Consider the following 15,777-nt stretch of genomic DNA (forward strand, 5'->3'; position numbering starts at 1 on the left):
TAAGGTCAGTCAAGCTCATCTCGACGCACGCCGCCAGCAGATCGTGGATGCCGCCCGGGCTCGGTTCGCCAGTCACGGCTTTGCCCACACGTCGATGGCCGACATCGTGACCGAGTCCGGGCTCTCCAACGGGGCGATCTACCGGTACTTCACGAGTAAGGATGAGATCGTCATCGCGGTCTGCGAGCAGGGAACCGAAGCGCTGCCGAGGGCGCTCACCGCCGAGGCCGTGGGTGGTTTCCTCGACCATGTCCGGGCCCGGGCCCGTGACACCCATCATGCCCGGCTGGTCGCCCAGATCTATGCCGAGGCCGCAGTATCACCACTGCTGGCAGCCGTTGTGCAGAGACAACTCGCCGCGATGCGGGCCGCGATTGCCGAGCTGGTGCCCGACTCCCGGCGCCCGCAGGCCGGGCAGATCGCCGAAGCGTTCGTGGCCCTCAGCATCAGCTACAGCCTGCAACTGGCGATTCGTGGCGACCTGGATCCCGCACCCTTCACCACCGCGTTGATGGCGATCATCAAGGGCTAGTACGAGCGTGACCCGACCGCCTTCCGCCGGTCCGTGGACGCTCGACCGGCGTCCGTGATGCCGGCCGGCCTCCCTCTCGGACGGCTTGAACCAAAAGAGAGTGACGCGTCGTTTTGGGTGCTAGGGTAGGTCACTGTCGGCCCCTGACGAACCCGCTCCTTGGAGGACCCATGCCGGTAGCTCACATCGCTGCGATCAACCTGGAGTGCCCGGACCCAGCCGACCTGACCCGCTTCTGGGCCGCGATGCTGGACGGTGAGGTCACGGTCCAGACCCCGGACTTCTGTGCGGTCAAGGCGGGTCCGCTCTACCTCGGCGCGGTTCGCGTCGACGACTACCGGCCACCGACCTGGCCCACCGGCGAACGATCGCAGCAGATCCACTTCGACCTGGCCGTCGACGGCCCCGATGACCTCGATGACGCCGAGGCGCGGGCGATCGAACTCGGAGCCGTCAGAGAAAGACAACAACCGGCGCCGGAACGCTTTCGTGTCCTGCGCGACCCGGCCGGCCACCCGTTCTGCCTGCGCGGCTGAGCCGCACGACCCGGCCGCCGCCAGCGACGAGTCACGGACGGTGAGCTGCTCGTACTAGGCGAAGTTGTCGGCTTCCTCCCCAGGTGTGAAGGCCTCCGGTCACAGCTGCATCGCGAGCACGAGATCGACCTGCTCGACGAGCCACTTGCGGTAGATGTCGAAGTACGGGAAACGCAGCATCAGCGGGTACTGGCCGAGCAGGTCTCGAGGCGTTTCCGAAGATCACAAACCCTCTCCGACCGAGTGATCACCTGCGTCTCGCAAAAGGGCGATGACGTCCCCGGCCGCCCGGCGGCCCTCCGGGGTCGGCATGATTGGCCAGTCATGGATCATTCCCTCACCGATGTGCAGGTGAAGATCGGTTCCGGTCGCGTTACCGGCCCGGTCCCTGAGCACGACGGCGTCGGGGAAGAGGACATCGCGTGTCCCGCCGTACACGTGGACGAGTCCGAGGTGGTCCAGGCGGCCGTTGAGAGGGCTGGTCTGAGGGTTTGACGGATCGGCCGGGGCGGCCCAGCGGGTCGCGAGAACTCGGATGTGCTCGAGATTCAGCAACGGATCGTGCGGTGCGATGTCGGTGATCTTCGGGTTGGTGAAGGTCAGGTCCAGGGCGGGTGAGATCAGGACGGTGACATCCGGCCGCTCGCTTCGCGAGGTCAGAGCCTGGAGCACGGACAGTGCGATGGTCGCGCCCGCTGAATCACCGGTCAGCGCGGTCGGCCCCTGTTTCTGGACGTGCTGGAACAGGCGCAGCATGACCGGAAGGACGTCGGCGTGGGTAGCGGCGGGAAGGCGCGGGTACAGGGGCAGGACAACTTCGCGGCCGGCTTCGACGGCGATCCGGGCGGCCAGCCTCCAGTGCTGCGTGGTGATGGGGGCGGCCCAGGCGCCGCCGTGCAGGTAGACGGCATAGTGCCGTACCGGATCGACGGGCGTCAGCCGATAGACCGTCCAGCCTTCGAACTCTTCCCGCCGGAGCGTGACACCCGGCAGACGCGGTGGAGCCGGGTTGGCCACTTCGGCGAGGAACCGGCTGGGCTTGAACTGGCGCTTCTTCACCCCGGTCACGCGCAGCAGACCGACAACGGCGTGGCTGGCCAGGCTGGGGCTCACGGGTTCACCACCTGGTAGGAGCCGGAGCGCACATCGTCCGGCAGAGCGGGACCGCTGGTGCTCCACCCGAACGTGTCGTGCGCCTTCTGGGAGGTGATGCGCGCCGAAGACTGAATCAGCGCGGCCATCGGCCCCATGGCGCTCTCGGCCTGTTCGGCGGTGATCGAGGTCGCGGTGGTTCCGGTCAGATCCGCGATCGCCTCGGCAAGTTCGCGGAAGGTGAACTGCCGCGGCCCGGCCGCGTTGTAGGTGCCCGCCGTCGGGCGCTCCAGAGCCGTCAGGTACAGGCGGGCGAGATCGTCCACGTGCACCGGGGTCCACTCGTTGTCGCCGGCACCGATGTAGATGGCTGCGCCCGAGCCGGTCGCGGCCCCGATCAAACTGGTCAGCAGCATGGTGCCGCCTCGACCGTAGACCAGACTGACACGGATGATCATGGCGTTCAGACCCGCCGCCTCGCGCACCAGGCGTTCGCCGACGAGCTTGGCCGGCACCAGGCCCGGCTCCGGCAGTTCTGCGTCTTCGTCCTGAGATTGGGCGGGATCGAGCCCGTAGACCAGGTTCGTGCTGGTGTAAATGAACGGCTTGCCCGTCCCAGCCTTACCCGCCCCACGGATCAGCGCCTCCACGGCAGCGGCCTCTGCCCTGACTGCGTCCTCGCCACCGGCATAGTCGACTGCTGCGGCGTGCACCACTGCGTCGGCTTGCGCCGCAGCCGTTTCCAGGAGCGCGGTGTCGGTCAGGCTGCCGAGCAGAGGACGCGCGCCCGCCTGCGTCGCTGTTGCTGCTGCCTGCGGGGACCGGGTCAGCGCTACTACTTCGTGACCTGCGGCAACGGAGTGTTCGACAAGCACCGAGCCCAGGTAGCCGGTGCCGCCGGTGATGAGTATCTGCATGTTCTCTCCGGGGGCCGAGCGGACGATGGAAACGGATGAGTTATCCGCTTCCATGACCGTAGCACGAAACGGATGAGTTATCCGATCTACCGTCCCGAGCCGACGTGCGGAAGCCCCTGACGCTAGTAGTGATTTGTCTGTTTCTGTGGCGTTTGTTGCCGCGTCACGTGTTCAAGGTTGGTGGCAGGTGAGGCAGGCGTCGGTTCAGGTCGCGAGGACATTGCAACTCGCGGATGACCGTCTAGAGAAGTCAGGCCGGCGCAGCCGCTTTTGGGTCCGGCGCAGTTCGGGGACGACGTAGCCAATGGACCACTCGTCCAAGGCGCCACGGAACTGGCCGTTGTCGGCCGTAGCAGGCGTCCGCGGCCAGCGACAGCGGACGAAGTCAGTGCTCAGCCAGCTCGTCGAGCATCTCCACCACCATCGACCACTCGGCCGGTGATGCTCATCGGCAGGTGTCCCGCACCAGGCCCGGCGAGCGAGCACATCGGGGCGGTCAGCCTGGCCAACAGCCTGGTCGCCCTATGACTTCGGCACGAACTTCCGCCAGTCCAGCGGGCACGACGCGGTGTCGGTGACCGCGCGGACACCCACCCCGATCTGACAGTTCGCCACCGTGCCCGACCTCCCCGTATACCTCCTGGCCACAGCCGCCCTTCGGGGAATCGGTGTCATCGACCACCCGCACCACCGGCCCGAGATCCGCCGCGCGACGGGTCAACCGCATCCGCACCGCCTTGGTGTCCCACGTCGAGGTCTTTACGAAATGCTGCGACCCCTGATGATCCCCCCGAGCCGATCCGCCATCGGCTGCATCGACTTACGCCGCCCGTCCAACGACAGCCCCAGTTATCCATTTATGCTGAAGTAGTGACCGCTTCCCCGCTCCGTAAGGACGCAGTACGCAACCGCCAGCGAATCGTCGAGATTGGCCGGGAGCTGGTCGCGGACGGCACCCCGATCCAGCTGAACGAGGTGGCCAGCGCGGCCGGCGTTGGCGTCGCCACGGTGTACCGGCACTTCCCAACGCCACAGGCGTTGATCGAGGCGGTGTCGGTGGACGGACTGGAGACGCTGATCCATGCCGCCAAACGGGCTGCGGAACAGGACGACGCATGGACGGCATTTTGTGATTTCCTGGTCAGGTTCGTGGAAGCGCAACTCACTGACGCCGCCCTATCCCCGGTGCTGTCGGCGCCCACAGCCGCCCTACCGGGCACAGCGCATCTGCTCGATCAGTTGGCCTCACTGTTCAATGAACTATTCGTACGGGTCAGGACCGCGGGGCGGCTGGCGCCCGGCATAACGCTCGCCGACATGACGCCATTGATGTGCGGAATCGCCTTCTCGGCCAGGATGCACTCAGCCACCGATCCTCAGGAGCAAGCTGCAGCCGGCCGCCGCTACCTCGATGTCTTACTGAACGGGATGCGGGCCCGCTGAGCATTCGACACGACAGCTGCCTCCGTCGGCACTACCCGGCGATGCGCGACCAGGATCCAGACAGCGTCGCTGGCTACCTGCGGCTCGACGCCATGATCATCGTGTGCGACCACGACGCCTGGACCATCGAAACTGACACTGCCGTCTTCCCGCTCACCGCCCCGACGACCGTCCTGGCCCGCGCAGTAAAATCCCCGCCCAACGGGACGGGGATCGTTCGAAACGCGCGAAAAAAAATCACGCTTTGTGGGGAACGATATGTCCGAGGCCATTTCACCACGACGACGGGATGCCAGCGACGGCTCCGCGACGGACAAGTCCTCGCCTCGGTGGGTAAACGCGAGTGCGCATTCCGCCTTCCCCCATCGGGACGCCACCTGATCCGCTCACGCCGCGGATAAGTCGTGAACGGACAGGTACACACCATGTTTCCGAAACGCGGCCGGCGCCCATGCCAGCGCGTCGGCCCGGTGGATCGCCAGTTCGGCTGGGAACCACGCCCGGCGCAGGACACGCCCGTCGACCCATGTAGGCAGGGCAAGATCCGCCTGGGCGAGCAGGTGCTCCGCGAGCGCCGCAAGCAGCACGTCCCAACGCGCGTCCCCAACTGCCCAGGCTCATCCCTCAATAGACCGGCCCTGGTCTCGGCCGCCTCCCAGCGGTACTCCTCCAAGAACTCCCACACCAGCTTCCAGCGGATTTGGTCGTGTCCGCGGATGCGAGATGCGAGGCCAACCGGACAGACTCATTGGTTCGTATTTTGTACCCGCCGGGCAAGCCTCACCTTCGACCCAACGGGCATCTGTGGTTGCAGGCTATCGCGGGTGCCCCCCCGGCGATCACCAAGGGACTGTGGATCTAACGGCACCTCTCTTGTCAACCCGCCGGCAGCAGAGAGGTCTCCGTTAGCGAAGGCAGCCCACACATAGCCGATGACAGCGTGCGAGCGGTGCCATCTGTTGCCGCCGAGGGCACCCGAGCCCACCGTCGTGTCCGGGGCCGCGTGAGCGGTTGCTGCCGCCGTCACCGGTGGGAAGCGGCGCTCTCAGCGCCCCGGCAGCGTCTTGAGCGCCTGGGACCGTTGCGCCACCAGATCGGCGTAGGTGCCGTCGCGCTCGGCCCAGCGGTGCTGCAGCACGGCCTGCACGAGGATCTCGTCCGGCGTCGGGTCCTGCCCGAGCAGCCCCAGCACCTCGTCGAGGTAGTCCTCGAGGTCCAGCGCGCGCGGGTTCAGCCGCTTGTGCTCCGGCGTGGTCGCCACCGCCGGCGGCACCAGCTCGGTGACCTCCACGCCGGTACCGGCGAGTTGCGCGCGCAGCGCCTCCGTGTACGCGTGCACGCCCGCCTTCGTGGCGGCGTACGTGGGCAGGAGCGGAAACGGCAGGAAACCGATGCCCGAGCTGACTGTGAGGAAGGTGCCCGCGCCGCGCCCGAGCAGGTGCGGCGTGAACGCGTCGAGCACCCGGATGGTGCCCAGCAGGTTGGTCTCGACGGTCGTCTCGGCGGTGGCGAAGTGCTCGGGGTCGCGCAGGTCCTCCGGAAGCTGGACCCCGGACATGGTGACCACGACGTCCAGGCCAGGGTGGCTTTCCAGCACGCTGTCGCGGGCGCGGCGCACCGAGTCGGCATTGGTGACGTCGATCTCGACGGTGGTCAGCCCATCGAGGGAAGCGGCCCGGCGCCCGCCGACGATGACGGTGCCGCCTGCGGCGGCGAAACGGCGGGCCAGGCCCAGGCCGATGCCGGAGGTGCCCCCGGCGATGAAGACCGTGCGGTTCGTGATGTCCATGAACCCAAGGTCGCAGCATCGCCGGGGCCTAGGAAGTGCTTTGCGAATCCGGGGAGTGACAGGACCCCCTGTCCGCGCCCGCGCCGGTATTAGCCTCGGCCTCATGCGCGACGACGACGGCACCAACCGGCTGGGTGACTACCTGCGGGCGCGGCGTGAGCTGGTCACGCCCGAGCAGGCCGGCATCCAGCCTGGCGCCCGCCGCAAGGTCCGGGGCCTGCGCCGCGAAGAGGTGGCGCTGCTCGCCGGGATCAGTGCTGACTACTACCTGCGGCTGGAACGCGGCCGCGACAAGAACCCGTCGCCGCAGGTGCTCGAGGCACTCGCCCGGGTCCTGCACCTGGACGACGTTGAGCGCCAGTACCTGCTCGACCTCACCGCGCCCCGGCCCCGGGCCCGCGCGCGCCGCCGGCCGGAGCGCGTGCCCGCGCGGCTGCACCACCTGCTGGCCGCGGTCGGGGTGCCGGCCTTCGTCGAGGGCCGCTCCTTCGACGTGCTGGCGGCCAACGCCCTGGCCACGGCGCTGTCACCCCGATTGCGCCCGGGCGAGAACCGGCTGCGCTCGATGCTGCTCGACCCGGAGGAACGCGAGTTCCACGCCGACTGGGAACGCTCCGCGGCGAGCTTCGTCGCGGCGTTCCGCCAGACCAACGGCGACGCGCCCGACGACGCCCGGGTCGTCGAGCTGGTCGGCGAGCTGTCGCTGTCCAGCGCACGGTTCCGCTCTTTGTGGGCGCGCCACGACGTGCGCCAACTGCAGGGTGGTACGACCACAGTCCGGCACCCGGTGGTCGGCGAGCTCACGCTGCACCGCGAAAAACTGCCGGTCGACGGTCTGTTATTGGTGCTCTACTACCCGGACGAGACCGGCGACAACGCCGAGAAGCTGCGCCTGCTAGCCTCGCTCGCCGCGTCCTGAAGGTGACCCCGCCGCGGCGTCTGCGCGCCAAGTCCGATGCTCGCCGAGCATTAATGCTTTGCCGTGATCAGACATCCGCTAGGCGTGCAACCGGTGGCCGCCGTTCTCGCGGCCATCGCGCAGAGCGCCGCGCTGCTCCTGCTCCTCGTCCGGCTGCGTCAGGCGACCGCACTGCAGTTCCTGGCCGTCGCGGTGTTCGCGGTGGCCGTCCCGCCCGGCGCGTGGTCGACATGGCCGCTCACCGTGCCAGGACTCCTCACGCTGATCGCACACGTCGGCCTGGCGGCGGCCCGCTACAGCCAGCGGGCCGCGTTGGTGACCTGGTGGTCGAGCGTCCTGCTGATCCCCGCCCTGGTGCTGCTCGATCCACGGGGCCGCTCCGTCGAGGACGGGCTACTGATCATGATCCTCTACCCGGCGGTGTCGGCGGTCGTGCTCGGTGCCGTGCTGATGACCCGCCACTGGCGGGACATTCGCCGGGAGCTCGCCGACGCGCGCCGCGATGTCGAGGTTCAGCAGAGCCAGCGGGCGGTCGCCGAGGAACGCACCCGGATCGCCAGAGAGCTGCACGACGTCGTCGCGCACGGCATGTCGGTGATCCACATGCAGGCGACCTCGGCGTCGTACCGGATCAAGAACCTGGACCCGGAGGCTGAGGCGGAGTTCGTGCGGATCGCCGCCGACGCCCGGTCGGCGATGCGCGAGATGCGGCAGCTGCTGTCCGTGCTGCGGGCCGAGGACGCGGGCGTCGACCTGGCCCCGGTACCCGACCTCAGCCAACTGCCAGACCTGGTCGAGTCGGCGAAACGAGCGGGTGTGCCGGTGGAGGTGCGCGTGGCCGACACCGTGCGGACGGCCGTGCTGCGGGAAAATGTCGCCCTGGCCACCTACCGGATCATCCAGGAGGCGCTCAGCAACGTCATCCGGCACGCGCCCGGCGCCCGTACGGTGATCTGTCTTGATATCGAAGGCGGCGATCTCGTGTTGTCCGTCGTGAACGACGCGGCAACGCGCTCGGCTGAGCCCCTGGAGCTACCCGGACTGACCGGCCACGGGCTGCCCGGGATGCGCGAGCGGGTCCGGCTGGTCGGCGGGTCGCTGGAGGCGGGCGTCCGCGACGATGGCGGCTTCGGGGTGACGGCACGCATGCCGATCGGGGACCCGCAGTGATCCGGGCGCTGATCGTGGACGACCAGTCGATGATTCGCGTGGGCATCCGCGCGATTCTTCAGGCACAACCCGACATCGAGGTCGTCGGCGAGGCGGAGAACGGGCAGCTCGGCGTGGAACGCGGCCGCAGCCTGCGCCCCGACGTCGTCCTGATGGACGTCCGGATGCCGGTGCTGGACGGGCTGGCCGCGACGAGGGCCCTGCTCGATCCGGAACGCGCCCAGGGGCACACCCTCCGGGTGCTGATGCTGACGACCTTCGACCTCGACGACTACATCTACGCCGCGCTGCAGGCGGGTGCCAGCGGCTTCCTGCTCAAGGACAGCGAGCCCGACGATCTGGTTCGGGCCGTCCGGATCGTGGCCGGCGGCGAGGCCCTCCTGGCACCGAGCATCACCCGCCGGCTCATCGAGAACTTCGTCGAGGCACGGCCACACCGACCCGCCCGCGCCACGGCACTCAACGCCCTGACCGACCGCGAGCGCGAGGTGCTGCGCCTGATGGCGCTCGGCATGTCGAACACCGAGATCGCCGCCACGTTGTTCATCGCCGAGCAGACCACCAAGACGCACGTCAGCCGGATCCTGCAGAAACTCGGCCTGCGCGACCGCGTCCAGGCCGTGGTCTTCGGCTACGAGACCGGCCTGGTCACGCCCGGCGGCCCGACCAGGTAGTGCTTGGCGAGATCTGTGCCAAGATCGGCCGATGCCCCAGATCCCAGGCTATGAAGACGATCCCTTGGTCGATGGGGCGTACCTGGTAGACGAGCCGCTGTTCTGGGCGAGCCACCTGTTGCAGTGCACCAATGGCCTCGAAGCGCCGCTGTGTGCGGGATTCGGGGTCAGCGAGGCAGACCTGTTGCAGTTCTTCGAACGGGTCAGCGATGAGCGCCGGTGGCCAGTGCTGTCAGTCCCACTTTCGGCAGGGCACCTGCTCCATGTCGTCTACCGCAACCTTCCCGGAGAACATGGGTTCGACTACCTGCTGCACCATCCCGGATGGAAGGCGGCGGTGCCCCTGGCGACTGTCGAAGGTTGCTTCCGGGGACCTGGGCTGTGCTGGCCGGAGTTGCTATCTGTCGCGCATACGGCGGCCGACGCCGGATCGGCCCCGCGCCTCGACCCCCACACCTTCCTTCTGTTGCTGCCGATCATGAGCGACGCGGAGCTCCCCTTGGACGCGGACGTCGTCCTCGCTGCGATGTTGACCGCCTGCGGCGCCGCTGGGGAGACCGGGGTGCTGGCCCGCGTACTCCTTGAGGAGCAGGGCTGCTGGGGCCCGCAGAACTGGACTCTGACCCCGGCCGGACGAATCAGCGAAACCAGGCATGCGTTCCGCCGCCCCGGGGCTATGGCGCCAGACACGTTGGCTCAGGTCAGCTTGCTGCTCGGGCCAGGTGGCAACGTTTGACAATCGCAGGGCTCGGTCGACCGGCTCGACTTCCTTCTATACGCGGAGGGGTCGGCGGCGGTCGGTGCGCTGACGTCGACGTCGTGATCCGGCACCGCCCGCCCGTTCCGGCGTCAGGCTCCGCCCTCGTAGTGGCCCACGATGCCCCGCCAGAAGGAGGCGAAGAGGACCACCCCCGCCGCGACCCAGGCGACCGCCAGCAACCGTCCCGCACCCGAGACCGCGGCACCCAACCGAGTCCGACGAGGACGAACTGGACACCGACGAGGCCGGCCATGGGCAGCAGTAGATGCCGGCCCGGCCGCACCTTGCCCTCGGCACCATCGTGCCGGCCGGTGAGCAGCCACCACCGGACGGCCAGGCCGAGCGCGCCAGCATCAGCGGCTTCGGGTGGCTCTGCAGCGCCCGCAGCTCCCTTCCGGCCTGGCTGCGCACCTTCTGGCTGGCGTCCTTGAGGTTGCGCCCCCAGCAGACACCCGCTCACCGATCGCGCCCGTGCCGCCCTCCGGCAGGCCCAGGTCGTTCGCCAGGTCGCGACGTGAGCCTTGTCGACCGCGTGTGGCGCACGCGCTCGGACGCGGAGGAGACGATGACGTCCGCGGTGGCCGGGTGGCCGGGTGGACGGGCTCACGGCACGAACGTGCCGAGCTGTTCGTCGAGCCAGGGGTAGAGCTCCTCGGCCGGGGTGTTCAGCCGCGACTTCATGTACCGGGTCTGATCGTCGGCGAGCACCTCGATCGAGCCGTTCGCGATCGCGTCGTAGGCCTGGGCGACCACGTCGGCTGGGCTGACCTTGGGCACGTCCCAGCGCGCCGACATCGGGGTGTCGATCATCCCGACCAGCAGGGCGACGACCTGGGTGCCCTGCGCGCGCAACTCGAAGCGCAGCGCGTTGGTCGCTGACCACATCGCCGCCTTGGACGCCGCGTACCCCGTCGGCACGTTGACCCAGGCCGCCGAGGACAGGATGTTGATCATGGCGCCACCGCCGTTGCTCACGAGCACCGGGGTGAACGCCCGGGCGACGCGCAGCGTGCCGAAGAAGTTCGTCTCGAAGATGCGGCGCAGCTCCTCCTCGGGCCCGGAGATGGAGTCGCCGGCCGGCGCAATCGCCGCGTTGTTGATCAGCAGGTCGACGTCGGGCGCGGCCTGCGCGGCCCGGGCGGCGTCGTCGACGCTGGTCAGGTCGAGGGTCAACGGCCGCACCCGGGGGTCGGCCCACGAGCGGGGCGTGCGGGCGGCGGCGTAGACCCGGGCCGCGCCACGGTCCAGGGCCTGCTGCACGAACTGCTCGCCGAGACCGCCGTTGGCGCCGGTCACGAGCACGGTACGACCGTTCATCTAGACTCTCCTCAGTAAGTGGGGACTTCCCCCGGAAACCACTATATGGGGACTGTCCCCGGATAGCCAAGGAGGAGTGTCCATGGCTACACGGCCGCTGCGTGCCGACGCCCAGCGCAACCGGGAGGCGATCCTCACTGCGGCTCGCGAGACCTTCGCGGCCGAGGGGGTGCTCACCTCGCTCGACGGGATCGCCCTGCGCGCCGGGGTCGGCAACGCCACGCTCTACCGCAACTTCCCCACCCGCGACGACCTACTCGCGGCGGTCATGGCCAAAAGCATCACGGACGCGTTGGCCGAGGCCGACACGCTGGCCGCGACGCTGTCCCCGCGGGCGGCGCTCACCGAGTGGCTCAAACGGCTCACCTGGCACCTGCGCATCTGGCACGACCTGCCGTACTGCCTGGCGACCGCTCACCAGAACGCCGACTCGCCGATGAAGCCGGCCTACGACCCGCTGCTGGCCCGGACCGGCACCCTGCTCGACGCGGCCAAGGCGTCCGGCGACGCCGCCGCGACGACCACCACCGACGAGGTGTACGAGCTGGTCCTCGCCCTGTCCTGGGCCGTCGACAGGTTCCGCGACGACGAGTCCACCGCCCACCGCCGGGTGACCATGGCCACCGCCGGGATCTTCACGGCGTGAGAGCGTCGTGGCGAACTGCACGCCACGACCTCGAGCGACGACGCGGCGGGCGGGCGGGCGGGCGGGCGATCCAAGATCACGACCGGGGACCATGGCGCAGCATGCGCCAACCAGCACAAACAGTTCCGAAACAGCCGAGCACCCAGCGAGTACCACGCTCCCACTAGACGGGAGTTCGGGCTCGAAAATGGGAACGAAAAAGGCCGTGACCTTAGTTCTTGCTGGTCACGGCCTTGATCTTTTGTGCGCCCGAAGGGACTCGAACCCCTAACCTTCTGATCCGTAGTCCAAAGCTCCGAACACACACTCCTACGGCGAGCACTCTACCTAAAACTCGTCCGCCGCAAGCCTTCCAGTTCATTCGAGTACAAGTGCGTCCTTCCAGGTCCGCGCCTTGCACGGGCTGACAATCCGCTGTTGTTGATATGTGAACGGGCGTCGCGCTTCCTGGTGGGTCCGGTTGCGTAGCGCTAAATCCACTTCAGTCCCCCGTCGGCTGAGCAGCCACCGAGCAACCACGATCGCCGCGGACCAAACCCGCGCCGGGTCCCCCGCCACCGTTCGAGCGGATGTCATCACCTGCACGTGCTGCCGGCATCGTCGGCTCGAAGGCTCAGCCAGGGCCGAACGCTCATCAATATCGTCTCCGGCAAGGACGACCTGGCCGCGTACGGCGACGGCGAGAGCGACCCGGCCCACCGGTACGCCCGTACCCGGGAGTTCCTGCAGATCGTGCGCAGGTGTGGGCCCAGGAGAGCGTCACCTACCAGGGTGAGCACTTCGCCGTCACCGGCTCCACCCTGGCGCTCCGACCGGTCGTGCGAGGCGAACGCAGACACCCCCGGCTCTACTTCGGTGGCGCCTCCCCCGCCGCCGAGGAGGTGGCCGCCGCCGAGGCCAACGTCCAGCTCTTCTGGGGCGAGCCACTCGACGGCGTGGCCGAGCGCATCGAGCGACTCACGCACCTCAGCGAGAAACTGGGACGCGAGCAGGCGCCGCTGGAGTTCGGGCCTCGGGTCACCACGCTGGTGCGGGAGACCACCGAACAGGCGTGGGCCGATGCCGAGGTCAAGGTCGCCCAGATGGCCAAGGGCGCCAGTGCCGCACGTGACCAGAACTGGCGGGCCGCCGTCGGTCAGCGTCGACTGCTCGACCTCGCCGCACGCGGGGAGGTCCTCGACGGCAACCTCTACACCACGCCCGGCACGTTCGGTGGCGGCCGAGCGGGCACCACCTGGCTGGTCGGCTCCCCCGAGGACGTGGCGAGTTCGCTGCGCAAGTACCAGCGGCTCGGCGTCACTCACTTCGCGCTCTCCGACACGCCCTACCTCGGCGAGATCAGGCGTGAGGGCGAGCAACTGCTGCCGCTGTTGCGCACCCGAGCACGCCGCCCCGCCGGTGATCTCCGCAATCAGTTCCTACCGGCCAAAGAGCCTGAAGCGGTTGACCCGTGGAGACCCTCCGACTGCCGGTGCGTCCGCATTCGAACCGACGACCCCAGCACTGGCATCCATAACGACCACCCCAGCCATGCTCGGGAGTCCCGTGACTGCCCAGCCGACCAGGTCAGCCAATAATTCGAATTCAGTGGCGTGAATCCGACTGATTTCCCCGGTGATGGAGGCCATTGGTTTCTCAACACCGCGTGGCCGGGATCGGCCCATCAGGGCCAAACAGGACACGACATCACCCGGAGACGCTCTCTGCCGAAGAAGGGTGCGAGGTGCAGGTCGCGGAGCATGAACACCGTGACAATGGGCATGGCGGCCATGATGCCGCCGCCGAAGATCACGGCGTTGATGAGCAGGGCCCGTAGCCCTGGGTGCGGGAATGTAGCGCCAGCCCTCGACGGTTTCCCGCGAGACAGCTCACCGATCGCCGGCTGCCCGCACCACGGCTTCTGGAACAGCCGCCGGCGCCGCAGCGGGGCGTCGCTGCGAGATCGGCCACCTGCTGCCGCCGATGGCGCCGCTGCCCGCCAGCAACGACGCCGACGGCGGCGCTTCACGACCCGTCTAGCGGCGGGTTTCACCGCGGTGTGCGGCCGCTCCCGTCCTCCGCGTCCTGGGCGGGGAACCGTTGCTCGCGCTCAGCTACAGCCAGCGGGTGTGGCTGACCGGTGAGGGCAGCCAGCGCGGCGGCGACGGCGTGCAGGTCGGCTTTGATGTAGGTGGTGGTGGCGGGTCCTCGGCTGTCGGTGTGGCCGGCGTAGGCGCGGGCCACACCGTAGCCGGAGTGGCGTTCGACCCAGGTCAGGGTGGTGTGGCGCAGCCAGTGTGTGGTGATGCCTTGGGCGGCGACCCACGGTAACTGTCGGCCGATGCGTTTCCACAGCAGGTCGTAGCGCCGATTGGTGGCGGGTTGGCCATTGCGGTAGCGCAGCAGCGCATCGGTCGGTGCGACGGCGCCGCGGGCTCGAGCGTGATCGTTTAGTCGGCTGGCGAGCATCGGGGTGATGGGCTGCCAGCGTTGCGTGCCGCCCTTCTCGGACAGGCGGATCAGCGCGTGGTCGCTGTCCAGGTCGATCAGGCGCAGCGCGAGAGCCCCGCTGCGTCGGCAGGCCGTTTCGGTGTGCAGGCGCAGGATCAGGGCGTCGAGCACGATGTCGTTACCGCCGCTGCGGGCGGCGGCGTTGATGTCGGACAGTTCGTCAGGGGTGAGGGCGCGGCGGGTGTTGGGCAGCCGGCGGGGTTTGCGCACCCGGTGGGCCGGGCTGTCCACGACGGTGAGGTAGCCGTCGGCGATGGCGCGGTTGTAGAAGGCGCGGGCTGCGGCGATGAGGTGCTCGCCGGCGTACCGGCCGTTTCGGGAGTTGCGGCGAGGGCGGGCGCCTGCGACGGCCTGCCGCATGAGGGCTTCGAGGTCGCTGGCCCGCACCGCGTCAATGCGCAAATCGCCGAGGGCTGCGGCCATTCGTCGCCAGAAGCTGCCGTAGGTGCGTCGGGTGGCCGGGCCCGCCGCAGCGATAACAACAGGAAGGTACTCGGCGACTGTCGGCACGGCGGGCCGGTTACTGTCGGTGAGGTCGGCTGCGGTGAGGCCGAGGTGCTCGAGCAGCGCTCGGGCGGTGGCGACACGATCGGGATCCATGGTCATGAGGGCTCTGCGAGGATGCGGGCGTGCAGGTCGGCCAGGACCGCCGTGATGGTGTTTGAGGGGTGCACGACGATGCGGTTCTGGCGGGGCAGGGCGGCCAGGAGCACGGGTTCGCCGGGGGCGATGCCGCACAGGTGTCGGGCGGCGGCCGGTAGGGGCAGTTCCTCGCGGGTGCCCACGGCGTGCGCGCCTTCGGCGGCCGGGGTGATCAGGATTGCGTCGGTCACGACGTCGACGTGCAGGGTGAGGCCCGGTGTCCAACCCAACGCCCGCAGCAGTGCACGAGCGGTGACGCGGCCGGCGGCGTCGGGGCGGCCCACATCGAACAGCACGCCATCACTCGTGCGGGCGGCGGGCGCGGGCAAGGTCGGCAGCGGCGCCGGCTCCGGCGATACGACCGGCAGCGGGGTGGGTACGAGCGCCTCGACGAGCTGCTCGTCGGGCCGCCGAGAGCGCGGCCTGCCGGGGCTCACCTACGCCCCCGCCAGCGAGGGTGCAGTGGCGTCAGCGCAGGTGGCACCGACTCCCGAGGGTTCGGTGTGCACACATGCCACAGGCGGACACGAAGATCCAAACGAGGGAGTTGATCTCGCGTGGATCTCCACACGTACTGGTGTCCGAGGGGGGACTTGAACCCCCACACCCTATACGGGTACTAGCACCTCAAGCTAGCGCGTCTGCCATTCCGCCACCCGGACCTACTCGTTCAGCCTACCTCGCCGACCAGATGATCTTCCATCCGGTAGTCAGCACAGCGGGCCGCACGGGGAGTTACTGTACACGCCGCTCGTGGATCATGCACATCGCCTTCCGGCACCTCTCCCCCGGCGCTTCCGCCACTGCTCAAGCCGCCTCAAAACACCCGCACCGACACGCTGTCGGAGCG

At 68.8% G+C, this 15,777-nt stretch carries 14 protein-coding genes, 1 tRNA gene and 2 pseudogenes; 9 read left to right on the forward strand and 8 right to left on the reverse strand.

Going from position 1 to position 15,777, the window contains the following annotated elements; translation table 11 throughout:
* The first annotated feature begins 43 nt into the window (after window positions 1–43).
* Window positions 44–532 carry a TetR/AcrR family transcriptional regulator gene (locus OHB44_RS23220; protein WP_330438272.1) on the forward strand — a complete coding sequence of 163 codons (489 nt, stop codon included), beginning with the start codon at window positions 44–46 and terminating at the stop codon, window positions 530–532.
* 170 nt (window positions 533–702) lie between these two features.
* Window positions 703–1,068: a VOC family protein gene (locus OHB44_RS23225; RefSeq protein ID WP_330438273.1), complete on the forward strand. Its 366-nt coding sequence runs from the start codon at window positions 703–705 to the stop codon at window positions 1,066–1,068.
* Between the two features lie 222 nt (window positions 1,069–1,290).
* On the opposite strand, the gene OHB44_RS23230 is transcribed toward OHB44_RS23225, so the two are convergent.
* From OHB44_RS23230 to OHB44_RS23240, 3 genes and pseudogenes are all read right to left on the reverse strand, one after another.
* On the reverse strand, window positions 1,291–2,181 hold the full coding sequence (locus OHB44_RS23230; RefSeq protein ID WP_330438274.1) for an alpha/beta hydrolase: 891 nt from the start codon (window positions 2,179–2,181) through the stop codon (window positions 1,291–1,293).
* On the reverse strand, window positions 2,178–3,077 hold the full coding sequence (locus OHB44_RS23235; RefSeq protein WP_330438275.1) for an NAD-dependent epimerase/dehydratase family protein: 900 nt from the start codon (window positions 3,075–3,077) through the stop codon (window positions 2,178–2,180). The genes OHB44_RS23230 and OHB44_RS23235 overlap by 4 nt, the downstream gene beginning before the upstream one ends.
* Before the next feature lie 522 nt (window positions 3,078–3,599).
* Window positions 3,600–3,816, reverse strand: a pseudogene (locus tag OHB44_RS23240) (transposase); the annotation flags it as partial.
* Between the two features lie 131 nt (window positions 3,817–3,947).
* Between OHB44_RS23240 and OHB44_RS23250 the strand changes: the two are divergent.
* Window positions 3,948–4,520 (forward strand): TetR/AcrR family transcriptional regulator, encoded by a 573-nt coding sequence (locus OHB44_RS23250; protein ID WP_330438277.1) that lies wholly within the window; start codon window positions 3,948–3,950, stop codon window positions 4,518–4,520.
* A gap of 1,045 nt (window positions 4,521–5,565) precedes the next feature.
* On the opposite strand, the gene OHB44_RS23255 is transcribed toward OHB44_RS23250, so the two are convergent.
* The gene (locus tag OHB44_RS23255; RefSeq protein WP_330438278.1) at window positions 5,566–6,309 is read right to left on the reverse strand and encodes an SDR family oxidoreductase; all 744 of its coding nucleotides are present in this window, start codon (window positions 6,307–6,309) and stop codon (window positions 5,566–5,568) included.
* A gap of 103 nt (window positions 6,310–6,412) precedes the next feature.
* Here OHB44_RS23255 and OHB44_RS23260 point away from each other — a divergent pair, with 103 nt between their 5' ends.
* The 4 genes from OHB44_RS23260 (at window position 6,413) to OHB44_RS23275 (ending at window position 9,808) form a co-directional block, all read left to right on the forward strand.
* A complete protein-coding gene (locus OHB44_RS23260; protein ID WP_330438280.1) occupies window positions 6,413–7,228 on the forward strand; it encodes a helix-turn-helix domain-containing protein in 816 nt (271 codons plus the stop codon).
* A gap of 93 nt (window positions 7,229–7,321) precedes the next feature.
* Window positions 7,322–8,398, forward strand: a complete 1,077-nt coding sequence (locus tag OHB44_RS23265; protein WP_330438282.1) for a sensor histidine kinase — start codon at window positions 7,322–7,324, stop codon at window positions 8,396–8,398.
* On the forward strand, window positions 8,395–9,072 hold the full coding sequence (locus OHB44_RS23270; RefSeq protein ID WP_330438284.1) for a response regulator transcription factor: 678 nt from the start codon (window positions 8,395–8,397) through the stop codon (window positions 9,070–9,072). The genes OHB44_RS23265 and OHB44_RS23270 overlap by 4 nt, the downstream gene beginning before the upstream one ends.
* A gap of 31 nt (window positions 9,073–9,103) precedes the next feature.
* Complete coding sequence (locus OHB44_RS23275; protein ID WP_330438285.1) at window positions 9,104–9,808, forward strand: hypothetical protein; 705 nt, start codon at window positions 9,104–9,106, stop codon at window positions 9,806–9,808.
* A gap of 627 nt (window positions 9,809–10,435) precedes the next feature.
* Here OHB44_RS23275 and OHB44_RS23280 read toward each other — a convergent pair.
* Window positions 10,436–11,149, reverse strand: coding sequence for an SDR family oxidoreductase (locus OHB44_RS23280; protein ID WP_330438286.1), 714 nt, complete (start codon window positions 11,147–11,149; stop codon window positions 10,436–10,438).
* A gap of 82 nt (window positions 11,150–11,231) precedes the next feature.
* Here OHB44_RS23280 and OHB44_RS23285 point away from each other — a divergent pair, with 82 nt between their 5' ends.
* Both OHB44_RS23285 and OHB44_RS23290 read left to right on the forward strand, forming a co-directional pair.
* The gene (locus OHB44_RS23285) at window positions 11,232–11,795 is read left to right on the forward strand and encodes a TetR/AcrR family transcriptional regulator (RefSeq protein ID WP_330438287.1); all 564 of its coding nucleotides are present in this window, start codon (window positions 11,232–11,234) and stop codon (window positions 11,793–11,795) included.
* 585 nt (window positions 11,796–12,380) lie between these two features.
* A pseudogene (locus OHB44_RS23290) lies at window positions 12,381–13,372 on the forward strand (LLM class flavin-dependent oxidoreductase).
* Between the two features lie 451 nt (window positions 13,373–13,823).
* Here the strand turns inward: OHB44_RS23290 and OHB44_RS23295 are convergent.
* The 3 genes from OHB44_RS23295 to OHB44_RS23305 form a co-directional block, all read right to left on the reverse strand.
* Entirely contained in the window at window positions 13,824–14,891 is a 1,068-nt protein-coding gene (locus tag OHB44_RS23295; RefSeq protein WP_330438288.1) for a tyrosine-type recombinase/integrase, read from the reverse strand.
* Window positions 14,888–15,364 (reverse strand): hypothetical protein, encoded by a 477-nt coding sequence (locus OHB44_RS23300; protein ID WP_330438289.1) that lies wholly within the window; start codon window positions 15,362–15,364, stop codon window positions 14,888–14,890. The genes OHB44_RS23295 and OHB44_RS23300 overlap by 4 nt, the downstream gene beginning before the upstream one ends.
* Window positions 15,365–15,502: 138 nt before the next feature.
* Window positions 15,503–15,589: transfer RNA gene (locus tag OHB44_RS23305), tRNA-Leu, on the reverse strand.
* Window positions 15,590–15,777: the final 188 nt, after the last annotated feature.

Source organism: Micromonospora sp. NBC_00821, assembly GCF_036347035.1.
GTDB classification, from domain to species: domain Bacteria; phylum Actinomycetota; class Actinomycetes; order Mycobacteriales; family Micromonosporaceae; genus Micromonospora; species Micromonospora hortensis.